At 34.8% G+C, this 18,775-nt stretch carries 13 protein-coding genes and 5 pseudogenes; 1 reads left to right on the top strand and 17 read right to left on the bottom strand.

The features are described from left to right. Positions 1-155: 155 nt before the first annotated feature. The 16 genes and pseudogenes from ACIF8R_RS17400 to ACIF8R_RS17475 form a co-directional block, all read right to left on the bottom strand. Positions 156-317, bottom strand: coding sequence for a hypothetical protein (locus tag ACIF8R_RS17400; protein ID WP_396482223.1), 162 nt, complete (start codon positions 315-317; stop codon positions 156-158). A gap of 473 nt (positions 318-790) precedes the next feature. Next, positions 791-990 (bottom strand): annotated as a pseudogene (locus tag ACIF8R_RS17405) (hypothetical protein); the annotation flags it as partial. A 187-nt stretch (positions 991-1,177) separates the two neighbouring features. Next, positions 1,178-1,537: an immunity 22 family protein gene (locus ACIF8R_RS17410; protein ID WP_396482225.1), complete on the bottom strand. Its 360-nt coding sequence runs from the start codon at positions 1,535-1,537 to the stop codon at positions 1,178-1,180. 239 nt (positions 1,538-1,776) lie between these two features. Beyond that, positions 1,777-2,262, bottom strand: coding sequence for a DUF4265 domain-containing protein (locus ACIF8R_RS17415; protein ID WP_396482227.1), 486 nt, complete (start codon positions 2,260-2,262; stop codon positions 1,777-1,779). Further along, entirely contained in the window at positions 2,252-2,530 is a 279-nt protein-coding gene (locus ACIF8R_RS17420) for a hypothetical protein (RefSeq protein ID WP_396482229.1), read from the bottom strand. Before ACIF8R_RS17420 ends, ACIF8R_RS17415 begins: the two co-directional genes overlap by 11 nt. Positions 2,531-2,624: 94 nt before the next feature. After that, positions 2,625-2,945: pseudogene (locus tag ACIF8R_RS17425) on the bottom strand (RHS repeat-associated core domain-containing protein); the annotation flags it as partial. Between the two features lie 211 nt (positions 2,946-3,156). Then, positions 3,157-3,579: a hypothetical protein gene (locus ACIF8R_RS17430; protein ID WP_001072479.1), complete on the bottom strand. Its 423-nt coding sequence runs from the start codon at positions 3,577-3,579 to the stop codon at positions 3,157-3,159. Between the two features lie 368 nt (positions 3,580-3,947). Then, positions 3,948-4,058 (bottom strand): annotated as a pseudogene (locus ACIF8R_RS17435) (RHS repeat-associated core domain-containing protein); the annotation flags it as partial. A 16-nt stretch (positions 4,059-4,074) separates the two neighbouring features. Beyond that, positions 4,075-4,381, bottom strand: a pseudogene (locus ACIF8R_RS17440) (hypothetical protein). Between the two features lie 210 nt (positions 4,382-4,591). Then, positions 4,592-5,236 carry a hypothetical protein gene (locus ACIF8R_RS17445; protein WP_396482231.1) on the bottom strand — a complete coding sequence of 215 codons (645 nt, stop codon included), beginning with the start codon at positions 5,234-5,236 and terminating at the stop codon, positions 4,592-4,594. Between the two features lie 379 nt (positions 5,237-5,615). After that, positions 5,616-7,051: pseudogene (locus tag ACIF8R_RS17450) on the bottom strand (RHS repeat-associated core domain-containing protein); the annotation flags it as partial. Positions 7,052-7,081: 30 nt separating this feature from the next. Then, positions 7,082-7,600 carry a CPCC family cysteine-rich protein gene (locus ACIF8R_RS17455; protein WP_396482233.1) on the bottom strand — a complete coding sequence of 173 codons (519 nt, stop codon included), beginning with the start codon at positions 7,598-7,600 and terminating at the stop codon, positions 7,082-7,084. Positions 7,601-7,612: 12 nt separating this feature from the next. Then, positions 7,613-12,460, bottom strand: coding sequence for an RHS repeat-associated core domain-containing protein (locus ACIF8R_RS17460; RefSeq protein WP_396482235.1), 4,848 nt, complete (start codon positions 12,458-12,460; stop codon positions 7,613-7,615). A gap of 12 nt (positions 12,461-12,472) precedes the next feature. Next, positions 12,473-15,619, bottom strand: coding sequence for a type VI secretion system Vgr family protein (locus tag ACIF8R_RS17465; protein WP_396482237.1), 3,147 nt, complete (start codon positions 15,617-15,619; stop codon positions 12,473-12,475). 570 nt (positions 15,620-16,189) lie between these two features. Further along, a complete protein-coding gene (locus ACIF8R_RS17470) occupies positions 16,190-16,540 on the bottom strand; it encodes a co-chaperone YbbN (RefSeq protein WP_086495825.1) in 351 nt (116 codons plus the stop codon). Between the two features lie 85 nt (positions 16,541-16,625). Then, positions 16,626-17,048: an MAPEG family protein gene (locus ACIF8R_RS17475; RefSeq protein WP_396482239.1), complete on the bottom strand. Its 423-nt coding sequence runs from the start codon at positions 17,046-17,048 to the stop codon at positions 16,626-16,628. Between the two features lie 212 nt (positions 17,049-17,260). Here ACIF8R_RS17475 and ACIF8R_RS17480 point away from each other — a divergent pair, with 212 nt between their 5' ends. After that, complete coding sequence (locus tag ACIF8R_RS17480; protein ID WP_086495827.1) at positions 17,261-17,578, top strand: helix-turn-helix transcriptional regulator; 318 nt, start codon at positions 17,261-17,263, stop codon at positions 17,576-17,578. A 50-nt stretch (positions 17,579-17,628) separates the two neighbouring features. On the opposite strand, the gene ACIF8R_RS17485 is transcribed toward ACIF8R_RS17480, so the two are convergent. Continuing rightward, positions 17,629-18,198: a TetR/AcrR family transcriptional regulator gene (locus ACIF8R_RS17485; RefSeq protein WP_396482241.1), complete on the bottom strand. Its 570-nt coding sequence runs from the start codon at positions 18,196-18,198 to the stop codon at positions 17,629-17,631. Between the last annotated feature and the right edge of the window lie 577 nt (positions 18,199-18,775).

The raw sequence follows: 18,775 nt of genomic DNA on the forward strand, positions 1-18,775 counted from the left end.
GTTGTTACTTTATTTTCAAACTTATCAAGTATTTTAGAGTTAAAAACAAAGCCATCTACATTTATAACATAGATGACTTTCAAAAAGTTAATCTATAGAATTAAATTACTCATACATTGTAGCCGCTAATAAAATTTTACCCAAAATTTTCCAGTCTAATTGATTATTTTTCCCAAAGCCTCATAATCACTTACGTTTTCAAAATATCCATCCATATCATCCACCCAACTATTAATCCCCTCAAGATAATCGGCTAAATTATCATTTTCCCATTGATTTGTTGAAAGATCACTCACTAACAATTGTACAAATTCCAAAAAATCTTCTTTAGTATTGATTTTTGGACTTTCTGATTCAATTTATTCACTATTTTACCACCGTAGATTGCCCATTGCCTAATTTTAACCTCATTGAGATCCCACCATTTTTGATTGGCATTTTTCAAATTTTTGAGTCCACTTCTTGAGCATAAGCTCTGCTTTTGCTCTACACATATTCTATAATTATTTAATCTTCAATTAAATAATTATATATTTCACTGAGCCATTTCAAAGCATCTTCATTATTTTCAAAATAAATATTTGATAGTTGAGATATATATTTATAATCAATCATTTTTTTTATTAAAATTTCTTTAAACTCTAATTTTAACAAATCTATTTTTTCACTCTTTACTACCTTTTTATAATTTTTTACTACGTCCTAATATGTGATATCTTCATAATCTAAATCACTAAACCATGCACCAAGCAATTGATACATTAGAGGAAAATTACTTTCAAAATTATCTATCATTAATAAAGTGTTCTTCTGTGCCATCAGCATGTTTAATCTTTTCAAGTTGACCAAAAGCATTTAGAGGTAAACCCTTTATAATTGGTTCCCGATTTTCTAAGGTAAGTTCAGTATAAAATACTCAACTTTTTGTTTTAATACATTTTCAATACTTATTACACGACCATGCTCATCATATTACCACTTGGTCTCTTTACTTATATCTAATCTTTTATTTATGATTTAACAATCAATCTCTTATCCCTTCCCTTTAAAGAAGAGGGAATTTCTTTATTAACTAAATATTCAACACAACTAGACTTGTGCTAAAAATTTACTAACAAGTAGATAACAAATAAAAGTAGAATTTACTATAATCAACAATAAATTCAATCAACATAAATTAATCCCACTCATATTCACCAATATAGGTGAGCGTATTATATTTTTTATCTTTACTTACTTTAATTTGATCATCCCCCCAATAATAAAACATAGCATTAGCTTTATTAATGCCTTTTTCCAAACAGTCTTTTAGCATCTTTTCATAATGTTCAGGCTCTGGAGTTTCTTCAATGATAAGCTTTAAATCATCTACTTCTTTATCAAAATGATATCCCATAAAGTCCTGATCTAGCCAATCCAAACCTACTTCTTTACAAAAATTTGGTAATCCTTCGAAATTATCAAAATAACACCAATACTCTTGTTCATTTATCTCAGTTAATCCCAGCCAAAAATGAAGTTTAGTTTTGAAAGACATTACAGCTCGCTAGTTAATTCTATATATTAACGGTATTAATAGTATAACTTTCCTATATATTTAAAATTAACATTAATTTTTAAAAAATCAGGATGAATATCACTACTATGAAAATAGAAAATCTAATACAACTTATAATAAAAAACTTACCTATTGATCAAAATATTACCCTTAGAAAAAATATCGACCTGATAAGTTTAAGATTATCTAAATAGAGATGCTCTTAAAAATTCTAAAAATTAGCACTTCTTATCCCACCAATCTAATAATGTTTCATCTTCAAAATCTTCATAGTTTTTATAAATATTAGTAAATGACCAATTATTACCTGACAATTGGCTAAAATTAATAAAAAAACTGTTAATTTTTTGAATACCTTGGGCAGAGGGTACAGTAATAGCTATATTGTTTCCACTCAAACCATCTATAGTTCCTCCTAAATAGTCTAAAAGTTCACTTTTAAAATCTTCATAATCTTCAAGTGTTAAATTTGCTTTATAAATATGGATATTAAAATTCCCTCCTCGACATATAATTTTTACGGGCTCATCACTATTAATGAATTCAAAAGTATCTCCTTTTGCTAAATTTAGAGCCAATCCTGGCGCAGATAGTAGCTTATAGATGTTCCCCTCTATACATTCTACGAGGACTTCCTCTAATCTAGTTTTACCAGAGCTGGTTTTTCCTGCATAAATACTTAAAGTTTTAAAATTATCTTCCATATGGCGCTCCACAACTTCCCCTCTCTTTACAAGACATGCCTTCTTTAACATAACCACTATTTCCTGCGCTTAAATTACATGCTGCACCCTCTAATGCTGTATTTCCTGTACTTAAATTACCTCCTTTAGAAGTTAGAACTTTTGTGTGACCTAAATGCATATCATCTGGATTAGTAGAAGTTTGACCACAACGCCAGCAAGTATAAACCCCATTATTATTAGAATTATCTTCATCTAACAATTTTTGTCGAACTTTAAGATTGCCCACTTCGAGATCCTCCCCCAATTTTACTATCTGCTATCTCTTGAGCAGTAGCATTATGACCATCTTTTAAAGCATATTTAGATGGTTTTTTCTTTACTAATCCCAAAGGATCAACCCAACTTACTGGATTCGGTGTATATGCATATACATTATCTCCACCCAATAATCCAATCGGGTCTTTGGAAATAAAACGCCCTACATACGGTGAATAATAACGATAGCGATTGTAATGAAGCCCCGTTTCCCCATCAAAATACTGACCTTGGAAACGGATGTTATTACTAATAATTTCTGAATTTTCAAAGAAATCTGATTTAGCCGGTTCTACCTTACACTCACCCCAAGCTTTATATTGAGCTTTCCAAATGAACGCACCTGTATGATCCGTCATTTCTTGTGGCATACCCAAATGGTCACACTAAATTTTCATCCTTAGATGAAAAAACAAAACTTCGACCGATGTTTCATTCAATTTCTTAAAAACTGTTCTATTTGAAGGCTGTCCCCATTCTTTTATATATAGAGATAAAATGATTGATCTATTTATCAAAAATAAATTTTTCTTTAGTGTCTTGAACCATTATTTAGAACCTCTAGCTTTATAATTTGAATCACTATCAATTTTTTGTTCACCATTGTTCAGGAAAAAAAACACTTTGAGGTTCTAAAATAATACTACTAGGTAACTTATCTATATGGCTTTTTAGATTTAATATTTGGTCTTCATAATTTTTAGCAGAAAATTCTAAATGAAATTTTTCATCGTCATACTCAAAATTCCATACAACTTTTTCCCTATAATGCTTAACCACTACCCCTTCCCAACCACCATCATCAGCAATACCAGAAGCATCGGTAAAGATTAAAAACTTACCATCAGAATTTATTGATTTATGTAATTCACTAAATACAATCATTGCCTCTTCCACAAATTCAAGTGATCTAGAATCTATTTTAAGCCTAATTAACGCGCAATTAGAAAATTCAATATTATCAATATAAATCTTCTGATCTGAGCCAAAAATATCTAATCTTAATTCTAACTGATTCATTTATTACCTCTATCGACATATGGAAATTGTGTAGACCTTGTAGGTTTATCATGGCTGACAAAAACTCTCATTTCACCAGTCGGAGTATCTTTCGTACTAATATTAAAATCATAGGACTTTGAATATTTAGTAGTATTGTGTTCAGCATTATATACAACTGTTCCTGTCCGCATTGTATCTTCTCTCAATGCTTTAACATTGATATCTTGACCAAATTGAGATCTATTTTTTGTTGATGTCTTCGAATCATCATACAAATGCTTTTCTGAATGAGGTGTAATAAAATCTGCCTTATCAGAACCGCCATTTACCTTTTTAAATTCATCTGGAATATCATTTGATAAAGTAGTTGGCGGACAATTTTTGTTTAACCCCAAAGGATCAATCCACCCTACAGGATTCGGTGCATATGCATATACATATACATTATGCCCACCCAATAATCCAATCGGGTCTTTGGAAATAAAACGTCCTACATAATAATTTCATTATTTACTAAGGTATATCATTTAAAGCTTCATATAGTTTAGTTTTAATAATATCGTCTGGTATATTAATTACTTTAAGTAATGTAAAATCCCAATCTAAACTATCACCTATATCTTCAGAAGATGGTTTAGTCCATAAAGGTATAATAGAAAACTTTAGTTCAGGCTCACTATTAATATTAAAGTCAATATCTTTTTTCATCAATATTACTTTTACCATCAAACCAGAATGACTTAGCTTTTTGAATAGACTCTATAATATATTCTGAATTAATATTATTTAATAAAGGTATTATTTTATAGCAAAATTTTATGCATAAAAAATATGCTTACTCTAGTTCCAAATCATACAATTGGTCTATCAAATTATCCAACTCTTAATTTCCCTACTATCACATACTTTAAAAAAATTTATCAAAAGATTACCACTTAAATTAAGTAGCAAGAAAAATAAGAATCATCTTTGATACTTATTTTTCTTTTGGATAGAATAGTTATACCCCGCACTTATTTTAAATAAAATCCTATTCCTTTAATATTATTTTATCAATTTCATTTTTTATAATTATCTTTTCGTCTTTTTTTAAATTATTATATCTTTCAAAAAAATCTACCCCCAAAACTCTAGCAGACCCATTTAAATATACTTCCTCTATATCCTCTTCATTTATATCACAACAACCATTTATAAACTTATTATCAAAATTTATATAAATATTACCAAAAAAATCATTTTGAAAATCAATTGGAAATATATATTTCTCCCTATCTTTATCTTTTTTTGAAAAAAAAGAAAATCCTGAAAAACCACTTTTAAACAGATTCATATTTTGCTCCAAATAATCATGATAATAAGCTATATCATAAATATATAAATTATTATCTATATAAAATTTTTCACTATACACCTTCACCTTATTATATTTAAACATCTTATTTTGCCCAAATGCTCCTTTAAAATTAATCACTTTTTCCATTGATTCCAAATCAATAATTTGGGTTGAATAATTAATTTTAAAACTTTCAGTTAAGAGATAATCATTAATATTTTTCGTAAAAAAATCAATAAATTCATTTTTCCCCCCAAGAATAATTACTACTGATTCCTTTTTAAAATAATCAGGAAGTTTAAGAAATTCTGGTATAACATCAAAAGAACACTTTAGCATCTATGGTCATCGCCTCCATATTTATTTGTAGATCTAGCATTACCATTATCATAAGTTAAATGACCATCTTGTTTTACGCCATTTTTTACTACGTGATAATGTGGCTTCTCATATTCAACTGGGTTTTTATCTTTAAAAACATGCCCTTGTGGATGTAACTGCAATTTATCATTATATTGTTTCCCAGAACCATTTATTTTTATATTTTCAATATACATAGGTTTACCAGATGAGTCATTTCCCATAAATTTTAAAGAACTAGTATAACTTTGTGAGGTTGGTATACCAGCTTGACGCATGGCTTCTCTTCTTGCAGCTCGATTTGTTGAAAACTCTTTATCACCTTTAGTTGAATCTCTTCTAATTTGATTAGTAGTACTTAATCCCAAAGGATCAATCCACCCTACAGGATTCGGTGCATATGCATATACATTATCTCCACCCAGTAATCCGATCGGGTCTTTGGAAATAAAACGCCCTACATACGGTGAATAATAACGATAACGGTTGTAATGAAGCCCTGTTTCTTGGTCGAAATATTGCCCTTGAAAACGGATATTATTACTGATGATCTCAGAGTCTTCAAAGAAGTTAGATTTAGCTTTCTCAGCTTTACACTCACCCCAAGCCTTATATTCAGCTTTCCAAATGACCGCACCTGTATGATCCGTCATTTCTTGTGGTGTACCCAAATGATCACAATGATAGAACCAAAAATCTTTAAAGTCTTTTGCAGTTTTGGTTACTTTCCATAATGGGTCACGTTGTAAACTATAAGGCTTATCTGCCCAGTCAGGTGTTTGATGAAGCTCTATTTCTTCTGCATAAACCGCTTGTGCCAGTGGTACAAATGAATCTTTCTCATATATATAATGCTTGGTAATTTGCTCATTCGACTCATAAGCAAGTGTATTGCCATCCCATCCATAAATGATGTTATGTTCACCACCGGTATGATGATGTTTACTTCGCTTTTGAATACAGCGTCCTAATGCATCATAACGGTACTCTGCCGTATATTCAGCATTACGACTTTTAATCAGCCGTCCACACGCATCCCACTCAAGATATAAATTACCCTTGGTTGATTTCTGGCAAACCAGTTGTCCATAAACATCATATTGGTATTGTTGGTCTAAATATTCTTTAACCACGTTATTAACTAAACGATTATAACCATAGCCTGTTTCATCTAGCTTTTGTGAATGGCTTTGAACTTTCTGACTATGATATGAATCTAGAATGTTACTCGCAGGGTCAAAACTAAATGTTTCTTTACCTAACTTACTGCTAGCCTCAAGCAAACGCCCAACTGGGTCATATTTATAATTGATATTCCCCCTACGCGTATCATTAATTCCTGTTAATTGACCAGTTTTATCATATTGATATAAGCGTTGAATCAACTGCTGGGTTTCTTGAATTGCATTGTTCTGGCTAACTTGTTCATTTGATGGATAACCAAACTCATGACCATTAACAATATTTTGCTGGGTTAAACGTCCCATCGTATCGTAATGTTGTTCTTGGCTAATTCCGTTGGCATAGTGACGTGCGATTTCACGGTGTAAATCATCACGCTCGAAACTTACAGCATCTTGGCCGTTCACAATCAAGCTATGAACATGACCTGAACCATAAGTTAACCAGTCAATCTTTTGTCCATCTGGACGCACAGTCTTTATTCGATCATTAATTTCATCATAACTGTGTTTCCAGACTCCAGTTTTCTTGGTTTTATAGTCTTGATGATGTTTCCCGTCCCAAATTGCCAGCCGCATCATAAAACCATTGTAAAATGGTTTCAGCCACCTTTTTAAGTTATTTTCTTATTCAAGGTTAGAATTAAGTAATAAATTTTTGTTTTAATAGAGAATATTTATTATTTTTGAAAAAAATATTTCTATAATTATGTAAAGTACTTTTATTTGGAAACGAGTAAGTTGTCCCTTCACTTCCATCATCTTCCCATTTACAAATACGACAAATTTCATATTCCGATAATGTCTTTAAAGAATAAAATTCACAACATGGACATTTATATAAACTATTTCTCTCATCTCCTTCCACAACATCACAGATACCAAGATATTCTGATAATTTTTTTGAAATGTACACATTACTATATATCTTATTATTTTCGATTACTCCTATGACAACTACTTCATCAAAAAAATTTGAATATTCAGCAATATCACTAAAATCATTTTCTTTTAAAAAATTTTTCAAATCATCATTAATCTTTATATTTTCGTCTTCAAAAATGAACCAATAATCAATCAAAATATTTAGCTTTTCACTATCTACCATTTGATCAACTTCATATCTTGATATCATATTTAAAGCATCATTTCTTAATAACATAATTAACCTTCTCTATTTTTTCTTGCCAAGTCCACATTTTAAAGAGGCTAAAGCTACTGCCGCTTCAAATGCATTATCATCACGACCATCATTCTTATATAATGTTCTAATTTCCCTAGTTTTTATATTCCCCACAAAAATAGTATCTGTTAAAACATCTGCTTTAACAACAAACGTTCCACCAACAATAGTATCAATAGTGGTAGCGGTATCTGTTGCTGCAAAGTCCTTAGCCTTTTTCAAATATTCATTTTGAGTAATATTTCCAAATTCATGACCATGTTTATTATAATGCTCGACTAATTGTCCAGCTGAAAACCCTTTCCAACTTACATCAGAAGCTTTACATATTTCTTTTTTAGCCAATCCTAATGGATCAATCCAGCCAACAGCATTAGGACCATATTGATAACGGTTATATCCACCCAACAATCCAATCGGATCTTTACTTACAAACCTACCTACATATGGGGAATAATAACGATAGCGATTGTAATGTAATCCTGTCTCTTCATCAAAATACTGGCCTTGAAAACGGATATTATTTGAAATAATTTCACTGTTTTCGAAGAAATTCGACTTAGCTTTCTCTGCTTTACACTCACCCCAAGCTTTATATTCGGCTTTCCAAATAATTGCACCTGTATGGTCGGTCATTTCCTGCGGCGTACCTAAGTGGTCACAGTGATAGAACCATACATCATCAAACTCTTTACCCTGTTTTTCAGTTTTCCAAAGCGGGTCTCGGTGTATGTTATAAGATCTATCTGTCCAATCTGGTGTTTGGTGTAATTCTATTGGACTTAAATAAACAGCCTGTAGCATCGGCACGAAACTGTCTTTTTCATAGATGTAATGCTTGGTCAACTGCTCAGTAGACTCATAAGCAAGCGTATCGCCATCCCATCCATAAATGATGTTCTGCTCTTGACCAGTATGGTGATGCTTACTCCGCTTTTGAATACGGCGGCCTAAAGCATCATAGCGATATTCTACCGTATATTGACTATTATGGCTCTTTATCATGCGGCCATAGACATCCCACTCAAGGTTTAAATCACCTTGACTCGTTTTCTGTCTTACGAGTTGTCCATAAGCATCATATTGGTATTGTTGATCTAGATATTCTTTAACTACGTTATTAACTAAACGATTATAACCATAGCCTGTTTCATCTAGCTTTTGTGAGTGGCTTTGAGCCTTCTGACTATGATACGAATCTAGAATGTTACTGGCAGGGTCAAAGTTAAACGTTTCTTTTCCAAGTTTACTGCTCGCTTCAAGTAAACGCCCTACAGGATCATACTTATAGGCAATATTGCCACGGCGTGTATCTCGAATGGCCGTTAGCTCTCCTGTTTTGTCATATTGATAAAGTCGCTGTACCAGTTGACTAGTCTGCTCTAATGCATTGTTGCGCGGCTTATATTGGTTTTGATAGCCATTTTCATGTTCACTCAGCATCATTTGGCTTTTCAAACGACCTGCCAAATCATATTGCTGTTCTTGACTAATTCCGTTGGCATAGTGCCGTGCAATTTCTCGGTGTAAGTCATCACGCTCAAAACTAACTAGGTCTTGACCATTTACTATTAAACTTTGTACATGACCGCTACCATAGGTCAACCAGTCAATCATCTGACCGTCTGGACGAGTTGTTTTGATTCGATCATTAATTTCGTCATATTGGTGTTTCCACACCGCGGTTTTATTGATTTTATAGTCTTGCTGGTGTTCCTGTACTAAATTGCCAGCCGCATCATAAAACCATTGTAAATTGCTTTGAGCATTTTTAGCTTGAATGATTCGCCCCATATAATCATAGGCAAATTCTTCAGTCTGTTTTTCTTCGAGTTCTAAACCATAGTGACCATAACCCGCAGTACGCTGTTCTAAACGCCCCATACTGTCAAAGATAAATTGTTGAATTCGGTCTTTTGGTGCAGCTCGGTCTTTGAGGTCTTGTCCATAAGCAGATGCAACTTCAATACTGGTTGCAAGTTGGCCCGAGTTTTCATCGTAATGGTAAACCGTTTCCTTACCATCAAAGTCAATTTCTTTAACGAGTCGGCTTGCGACATCATAGAAGAATTGGTAACTGGCACCATTTTCATTAATGAGTCGGGTGAGACGTCCTAATCGATCCCATTTATATTTTAATTTGTGATTTAAAGCATCTGTACGAGACAGAATTAAACCCGCCTCATCATATTCATAGCGAGTGATGTTCTGTTTAGGATCTATATGTGCCAGTAAACGCCCTTCAGCATCATGAATGAAGTGTTCTTCTGTGCCATCAGCATGTTTAATCTTTTCAAGTTGACCAAAAGCATTCAGAGGTAAACCTTTTATAATTGGTTCTCGATTTTCTAAGGTAAGTTCAGTATAAAAATACTCAACTTTTTGTTTTAATGCATTTTCAATGCTTATTACACGACCACGCTCATCATATTGCCATTTGGTCTCTTTACCTGAACAATCTGTATAACTAATTAAATTCCCTTGGTCATCATATTTGAGTGACTTACTTCCACCTTTAGCATCTGTAATGGAAGTGACTAAGCCCATGGCATTGTAAGCATAAGCCGTTTCGTGCTTAAGTGGATCAATTTCTTTGATTAGATTACCAGAACCATCATATTGCTTAAACCAACGTCCCTGCTCAGCATCGACCATCCCTATCAGATTATCTTTGTCATCATATTCAAAGTAGCTAGTTGCACCATCAGCTTGGGTGGTGGTCAACATATTGCCACGCTCATCGTAAGTATATGAAGTTTTTGAGCCATCTTTAGCGATATGTAAAGTGATGTTCTTAGCATTGTCCCTAAAGAACCATTCCTGATAGTTGTCAGGATAAACAATACGGTAGGTATAACCATCTATATCGTAAAAATGTTCAGTAGTATTACCTTCAACATCAGTCACATAGGTTTTCCGGATGTTTTGATCCCACTCCAACTTTGAAGCACGACTAGCATTGTCGGCCCATTCTTCAATGGCTTTTGAAGTAGGTAAAATACCATCCCATTTTAGGTTCATCCCACGATGTGTAAGATCTGTATAACGTGTAATTAAGTGATGGGTATATTGATAATAATAAGAAGCTGCAAACTCATTTGTTGCCTGAACCAAATCACCTTGTTGATCATAGTTATAACTTGCCAAAACACGATCTAACTGGCCATTTTTGATGGTCCAAATATCGGAAACCAAACCTTGGGGAGTTAATTGCAAAGCTAAATGAGCGAGCAAACTCTCGTCTTGTTTAAATAAAATGTCCGATAAAATTGTTTTATTATCCGTAGAAACATGGTCATAACGTAAAGCGACTTTGAAACCATTTTTACGTTCTATATAGGATAGACGATAGTCCTCACCGTATTTTTCATAATAGCGTTTTTCGTCTTCACCGTAGGCAATTAAATGCAGCTGATCTGATAAAACTGTATAAGTGTATTGCTCAATCGGATCATAAATACTTTGTCCCTTCTTTAGGTCTGGCAAATCAATTGCCCGACCATCTAAACCGATGTATTCAAGCCCATTTAAATAGTCTTTATGGTCTTTTTTCTTTGGACTATATTTAAATTTACGAGAAATTTTTGTAGTAAATGGAGTAACCCAACGTGCTCCAAATATCGCGTCATCCATCTGGTAAAGGTTTGAAGCATAGGTACGGCTAATGCTGTCCTGAATTATTCCACCGAGTTGTGCATCAACATGAGTAAAGAACTCTGTACCCATTGCAAAGGTAATCGAACCATCAGTACTACCCATACAATTTTTGCACTTACCAGCATTTTTACCTGATGCTGCTTGTGATGTCGATTTTTCTAATCTAGCATCATCATGGTGTTTGTCTGCTTGAGATGTTTGACCTGCTTTGACTTGAGCTGCTTTTTTATCAGCTTCAACTTTTGACTTATGCTTCTTTACTGCCAATAATAAAACAGCTAACAACCACCCAATTGTAAAAGCTGTTTCAGCACCACCTAGCCCTTGTATTTTTGTTTTTGCTGTTATGCCTAATAATTTAATATTAGTTCCGAGTTTTAAAACAGTGGCTTTATCTTCATCTTTAACTACCCACATTGCACCTTTGGTTAGTAAGTTAGCACCGCTCTTTGCATTACCTTTGAAATTATTCTCTATGGTATATGCAACATTTTTCCCAGCCCGAACAATCTCTCCATTCATCAATCTCGGTATGATTGCATTTCTTTGTTCTTGAGCACGTTTATAATTTGCATCAGGATTTGCTATCGTTCCTTTCTCAACAACTTGACGTATTCCTGTATCAATTGTTGACGTACTATTTTCAACCCATGTACCAGTTTCTGTCAGTAATAAATTTAATCTTTTTTGGGCTTCGTTCGCAAACTTTTCAAGTTCACCTGCCACTGCTGAATTTAAGTGTTCTGATATAACACTAATAATCGTTACTTTAAATGCCGGACCTATTTGCTCTTTAGTTAATTTTTTTACTCCATTTTTAGTTATTCTTCTTACTTCCTCTCGCACTAAAAACAATGCAGGACGTGCCATTGTACGAGCGGTGGCTGTTGCTGGACCAGGAATTATCGCAATCGCATCAATCCCTAAGTTTGCCCAATCCATAATGTCAGCATTGTTGAATCCTTTATCATAAATCTGCATAAGATCAGAAACGACATCAACAGCAGCAAATACACTCCCTAACAAAGGTATATTTCTTGCAACAGTTTCAATCCGCTCCAAGGTAACATTATTATTTGTCTTCGCTTTTAACCATTGATCTATTTTTTCTTTCGAATTTTGAACATCTTTGATGCTTAATGTATTTAATGGTGCAACAACTTCTGGAGTACTTCGTGCCATATTCTTCTCAAATTATACAAACGTTTCAAAAGGTGATTGGATTTTTGTTATTGCTGTTTTGTCAGAGCTTGCTTGAGCCAATCTTCTGAGTGGATTACTCTGCTGACTTGAAGGCATAAAGCTATTTTGACTAACAAATGATTGACTTAACTTAGATCCATCACTCCCCCCTAAAACCTGTTCCATCGCCATTGGTAGCAATGCTTTAGCACCTTGATCTTTGATTTTTTTAACCGATTCAATCTTCTGCTGCGCAGATTTCACATTGCTCGCAAGTTGACTCAACTTTTTAAAATCATTTTTTAATGTTTCAGTTAACCCTTTACTGCCAGATGCAATGCCAATGCTGCCTTCTACATCATTTTGATTTGGCCACTCTACCTTGCGTTTAAAATCACTTGCCTCATCCCAAGGATTACGTGGGTCTGGATCGAACAGAATCTTTACTGAACCTGTTGCCAAACCAGAAACACGAGCGAAACCTTTATCGTCTAACTTTCCTTTAAAGACTTTTCCTAAAGTGTCTGTCACTGTATAGCCAGCACCTTTGACAAATTCTCCATGTACATAATCATGACGTAACTCTAAAACGCCTTGTGCACGTTTTGGTGGAGGTGGCAAACTAGATTGAACACTTGCCGATGCGCCGCCTTGGAACACATGCTGTCCAGCATTGACCTGAAATTTCCCGCCAGTTTTCGGAAAGATTCCTGAACCATTTAAGGTAATTTGTGAACTTGCACCAGTAATTACAATTTCTTTAGGACTACTAATTTCAATCCGATCTTCTGTAGAAGAAATGGTAATACCTTTATTAGCAAGCACATCTAAAGCATCTGACTGGGCTTGTATTTCTACCTTGCCTTGCGCAGCTACTGCTTTTAGTCCACTTTGCACTGCAAAGAGACTGAGCCTATTTTGGGCATGGGCAATGACATTCTTTTGAGTACTTATATTGATGCTGTCTCCAGCAATCTGATTGATTTGTGCATCAGCCGAGATATGAATATCCTCGGAGGTACTCAAGGCTATACCATCCGGTGAGCTTAAAAGCAGTAAAGCTTTTTCAAATTTAGCGATTTGTTGCTGAATTTGTGAGGCAAAATCTTTTAACTGCTCAATCGATTCTATTTCATCGGTTTTCTGGTTTTTAGCGATGTCACTCAGTGCTTTGCTGTTAGTTTGACTACCCTCAAGTTGCTTTTTCGCAACTTCGGCATCAAGGTGTTCACCTTTGGCATTATCCTGTTTATGGGTGGATACCAATAAACCTTGTCCCGCGCGTAAAGCTCCCCATTGGTCAGTACGCAGTTCAAAACCTTCACCGCGGTCTTCACTTTCCGCTTTATCTTTAGGATGACTTAATTTCCCGAGATTTAACTGGCTTGCACCATGACTGCTTTGTAGCTGGGTACTAATTTGGCCTGGTGTATCATCAAATCTGAGTTGCCCAAAACCACCACCTGAGACTTCTTTGGAACGGATACCACTCAGTTTTTTAGTGTCAGGAAGTTTACCTTTGTTATCAAACTTGGTTGGTTGGCGCTGTGCCTCATGAATTCGACCCATCACAAATGGTCGGTCAATATCGCCATTAAAGAAGTCAATAACGACAATTTCACCAATACGCGGTAAAAAACGCGCACCGTAACCTTCTCCAGCCCACGGTGTTAGAACATCAATCCAAGCTGAATCGGTATCATTGTTGTTGGTTCCAGCACCACCATCATGGCTATGGTCATCACTGCGGGTAAACAGGAAGCGGACTTTAATACGCCCCCATTCATCTACATAGATTTCTTCGCCTTCAGGTCCCACCACTTTTGCGCGTTGTGGATGAGTGACTGGACTATGAATTTGTGGGTTATAAGCTGGTGTTGTTGGAATATGACGACGTTGTAAAATCAGTTGATTCGCTTGGCGTTCATCACTGTTCTCAGGGTTTCGTATTGACCAGTTACTTTGCGCCAATAGACCATTAATTTGTTCATTTAAATCTTTAGGTAAATTATTCTGATTAAAGAAGTTTTTAGAAACAATCAAAAAGCTTTTATCTGAGCTTTCATGCTGGTCTATTTCTGGGTGTTCATTTAATTCGAAATAGTAACCCACATAGGCATCGCGGACCGTCGTTTGCGCAATAAAGCGTTTCGCCTGTGCCTCGTAGTAATTGTGGAGGTTCTGGTTTAAGCGTTCAACTTGTTGATTTCCAGATTTAGTTACACCATCCTCACCCTTTAAGTCACCAATCCATGCAGGCGCATAGTTCCAAGCTTGCTCTAAGCCAAGTGTAGCATTGTCATATTGTTCGCTATGCTGATGCTTACTTTGAACGCTTCCAATCCCTTCTTCTTGTTCTAATATTTCTGCTTGCCAACGTTGTATATGCATAACATTGGGTTGAAGAGTACGCTCGGCAGTTAAGCGAGTCATGCTGTCGTATTGTTCGACCGCACTACTACGGTGGTAACGAATCGTTTTACGGTCTAAAGGCTGATATTGACTATTGGCATCAATCAACCTAAGTTTTTGAGCTTGAATAGATGTATCTGTACTTGGAACAATATGCTGAGCTTCATCAATGAGCCAACTGATATTTTCACTACGAAGTAAGCGTGTGAGGAAGTCCCAATCACTTTCGTTATGTTGCATAACAAAAGGACGAACATCATAAGTTTGTGTTAAACCGCTTAAATCCAAACTTAAACTTGCAGCAAATAGCGGATTTTTAACTTGCCATTCTTTAAATAATATTTCCCATATCTCAACCACGCTTTTATTCATAAATACGCGCGAATTGCGGCGATATTTCCATAATGCGGTTGGATCTTCTAAGGTCAGCTTATATAAAGTTAGACTTCCATCTGACTGGCCTTGCTGAGCATGAGTAATAATGCCTGTAACGCGGGTTAATTCGCCTCGTTCCGTCACTATATCTACAGCGGCCTGAACACCAATAAAAGATTTTAGTTGAATCGTTGCATTTGTTGATAGACATAAAAGTTCTGCTTTTAAGCCATCATTGAGTGCATGTACACCATCAATTCTTTGCAGAAAGACTTGGTCATTCAATATCGGAGACGTAAATTGAATATGAATAGCACGTTTCTGTGGGCTAATACCCAAACTATCTAAAACTTGATGAATACTGTTCAACATCTTTATAGGACTGAATTATATTTAGTGGTATTTTACAAAGCACATACAGATCTGTCTATTTAATTAATAATTAATTTGCTATTTAAATTAAATATTAGCTCATGGTCCATATACCCAAATAGATTTGCATTCTAGTATGATCACAATAATTTTTAATTTTCCTATATTAAGCCTCATTTTAGACACAGTAACCAATAAAAATAACTTAATTAATCAAACACTTAAAAAAGAGTAAATAATAAACACCACACATAAAAAGTCATTCAATACAAATTTAAACTAAAACCCACAAACTACTGTTATATATAGTAATTTATATTTTAACTCCAGATTTCAATTTATTTTAAAATATGAATAAAAATGAGCTTATTTGTGTCTTTATTTTTAAAATAATTTAGATATTTTAAATTATAATTTGAAACATTTTTTAACTTTTCTTAACATTCCACTTATTCAAATAAAAAGTATAAAAAAGCGAAGAAAATAGCACTCTCAGTTGTTTTATTCAGCACAATCAAAAAAGATATATCATCACCATACACATTTGTATATGTAATAAAGCATCTCCCCTCAGGTCATATCTTTAAGCACTTGCTCTATTTGAGTAACAAGCTGGCTAAATGTAACTTCTCCAGCAATAACTTTTACTACATAAGATGCTTTAAATATAGCGATTGAGGGAACTGACTTAATACCATACTTTTGAGCTAAATTCGGCGATTGTGCAATATCAACTTGTCCAAAATTAATTGGTTTGCCATGCATATCATCTACAACTTTTTGAAAAACCAATTTCATATTTTTACAAGGCTGACACCAAGAAGCTGAAAAAAAGATGATCGCGATTTGCTCATTTAATGGTTCATGACTGCAAATAGCCGAAGAAAAATTATCTAAGGTGTATAAAGTAGGCTCTGTCATTTAGTCATATCCTTTAGTTGAAATAGGACAGCGTTTGGACTTAGAAAACCGCCCGCCGGTCCTATCGATTATGCGTTCAATAAAGCTATGCAATTTTAAGAACGATATAAATTCCCATCCAAATCATGGCAATAATTTGGGTGAAGAAAAAGATAAAGCGCCATGTGGCAACTCGATCACTTTGCACCAGACAAATATGAATCAAACTTTGGGCAATGCGTGCGACTAACACACCTATCGCTAGACTGTCGAGCACTGGTCTATAAAGCTCAAAGTGGTTGATGGCAATAACAATGGCTGCAAAAACAGGAAGATTTTCAATGCAGTTACGATGTGCTGCCATTGCTCGTTGATACCAGTCACTTCCCTGTGGCTGGCCTGCTTGCCATTCACTTATGGTCGCACGACCAGTCAAAATTCGTGACCAACGATAAACCCCTACCGTGCTAAACAAAATAAGAAGTGTCCAGCCAGCGAATGCAAGCAATATCCAAGTAGGTATGTTCATTGTCTAGGTTCCCAAATTTAGAAAAAGAGAAACTGCGTTCATGCATGCATTAAACATGTGAACGTAGTGATTAAGCTTGAGGTAAATTTAGTATATTAGATAAATCTAATTTAGCAATAGTTAATTTAGATTTATCTAATATAATGTTTTCAATTATGCTTATCCGCTATAATCATGAAATCTTGATTCGCAATTTCTCTTATGAGAGTGATATGACCGCTAGTCCTCAAAATGCAGATGATCTTTTTTTAATGGAAGGCGCTCAGAAAGCCTCTGAACTTTTAAAAGCGATTAGTAATAAACATCGTCTTTTAGTTTTATGTTTATTAATTGAAAAAGAAGAAATGACAGTCGGTGAAATCCAGCAAAGAATCTCTCTGAGCCAATCTGCTCTTTCGCAGCATCTTGCAAAAATGCGTGAAGAAGGATTAGTGACATATCGCCGTGAATCCCAAACGCTGTACTACCGTATAGAAAACCCAGATATTGCAAAAATCATCGCTCTACTTAAAAGTATTTTTCATGCTTAACAAAAGCCGCATGAGTTTATGCGGCTAAGATAAATCAGTTTCGAAGCATTTCATCTAACCAAAGATGTTAAAAACCCTCTTAAAAACCGTTCAAACAACTGTTCTTTCACATTTGAAATATCGGAGCTTAAAAGCTGAATAATGGTGCCTTCAATCATATATAAAAATAATTTGGCATCATGAAATGAGGCTTCCCTATTAAGCCCTCTAAGCTGACTGTAGATTTCATTGGTCAGCCATGTTCTATATTTGATGGCGACTTGGTAAGCATTTGAATAATTATTTTTAGTTTCAAAAATAGCTTTAAATAGCAGGTAATACGGCCCTTCCAAGTCGGTATGCAAGTCATAAAGTATTTTGAGTTTTTCCTTCACGTTTAGGTTGTGGTCGTACTCGACCATTGCAATGACTTTCTCTTGTAGCCGTTCTTTTTGCACAAGTAGGCAAATTTCAATAAATCGCGCTTTGGACTGAAAATAATGATAGAAAGTCATTTTTGTAATTTCAGACTCTCTCACAATTCTGTCGACACCTACTAAATGGAATCCGTGGTGGCGAAATAAATCAATCGCCTTATTAATAACTTTTAAAGCACGTGTAGAAAATACTAAAGGTGGCATAGTTTTTACCGTTATAAATTCTTGTTGTTTCTAAAAGAGAAAAAAGCCTGTGCCCTTTTTGGGAGAAAAAAAGGCACAGCAAAGCCATAAAGACTGTGCTTGGCACATCTCAAGTTTTATTGTTGATACAAATTTTTGAGCCGTAATGACTTAAAGCCTGAAAACCCCAAAGGCCATCAAACTGTTTAAAGATGATTTAAGTGGTGTCGTTATAGCTTTTGGCATCGAGAGCCAAGAAATAATGAATGTGCAAAGCCAACTCCTTCTATTGGGAGTTCTGCCAGACATTAAAATTATGGTGGCAGAACGGAAGAGGGTTCGCGGACTGGTTTCGACTCCAGCACACCCGAAGGTGTCCCTCTCCCGTCCTACCGCTACGGGAGGAGACGAGGAGATGCTCACACAAAACTATTCCTCAGAAGAAATAATCCTGATGTGGTCGAAAACAGCGGTCCGCGACGACCGACTGGCAATGTGGCCAGCAGGCAAAGGATAGTGTTCAAGCCTTTCACAGTCAAGCAGACAAAATGACATTTGCTTTAAAATAAAGCATTAAAAAGTAAGGGTAAATAATTTA

This window comes from Acinetobacter sp. ABJ_C4_1 (genome assembly GCF_044538495.1).
Lineage (GTDB): Bacteria > Pseudomonadota > Gammaproteobacteria > Pseudomonadales > Moraxellaceae > Acinetobacter > Acinetobacter nosocomialis_A.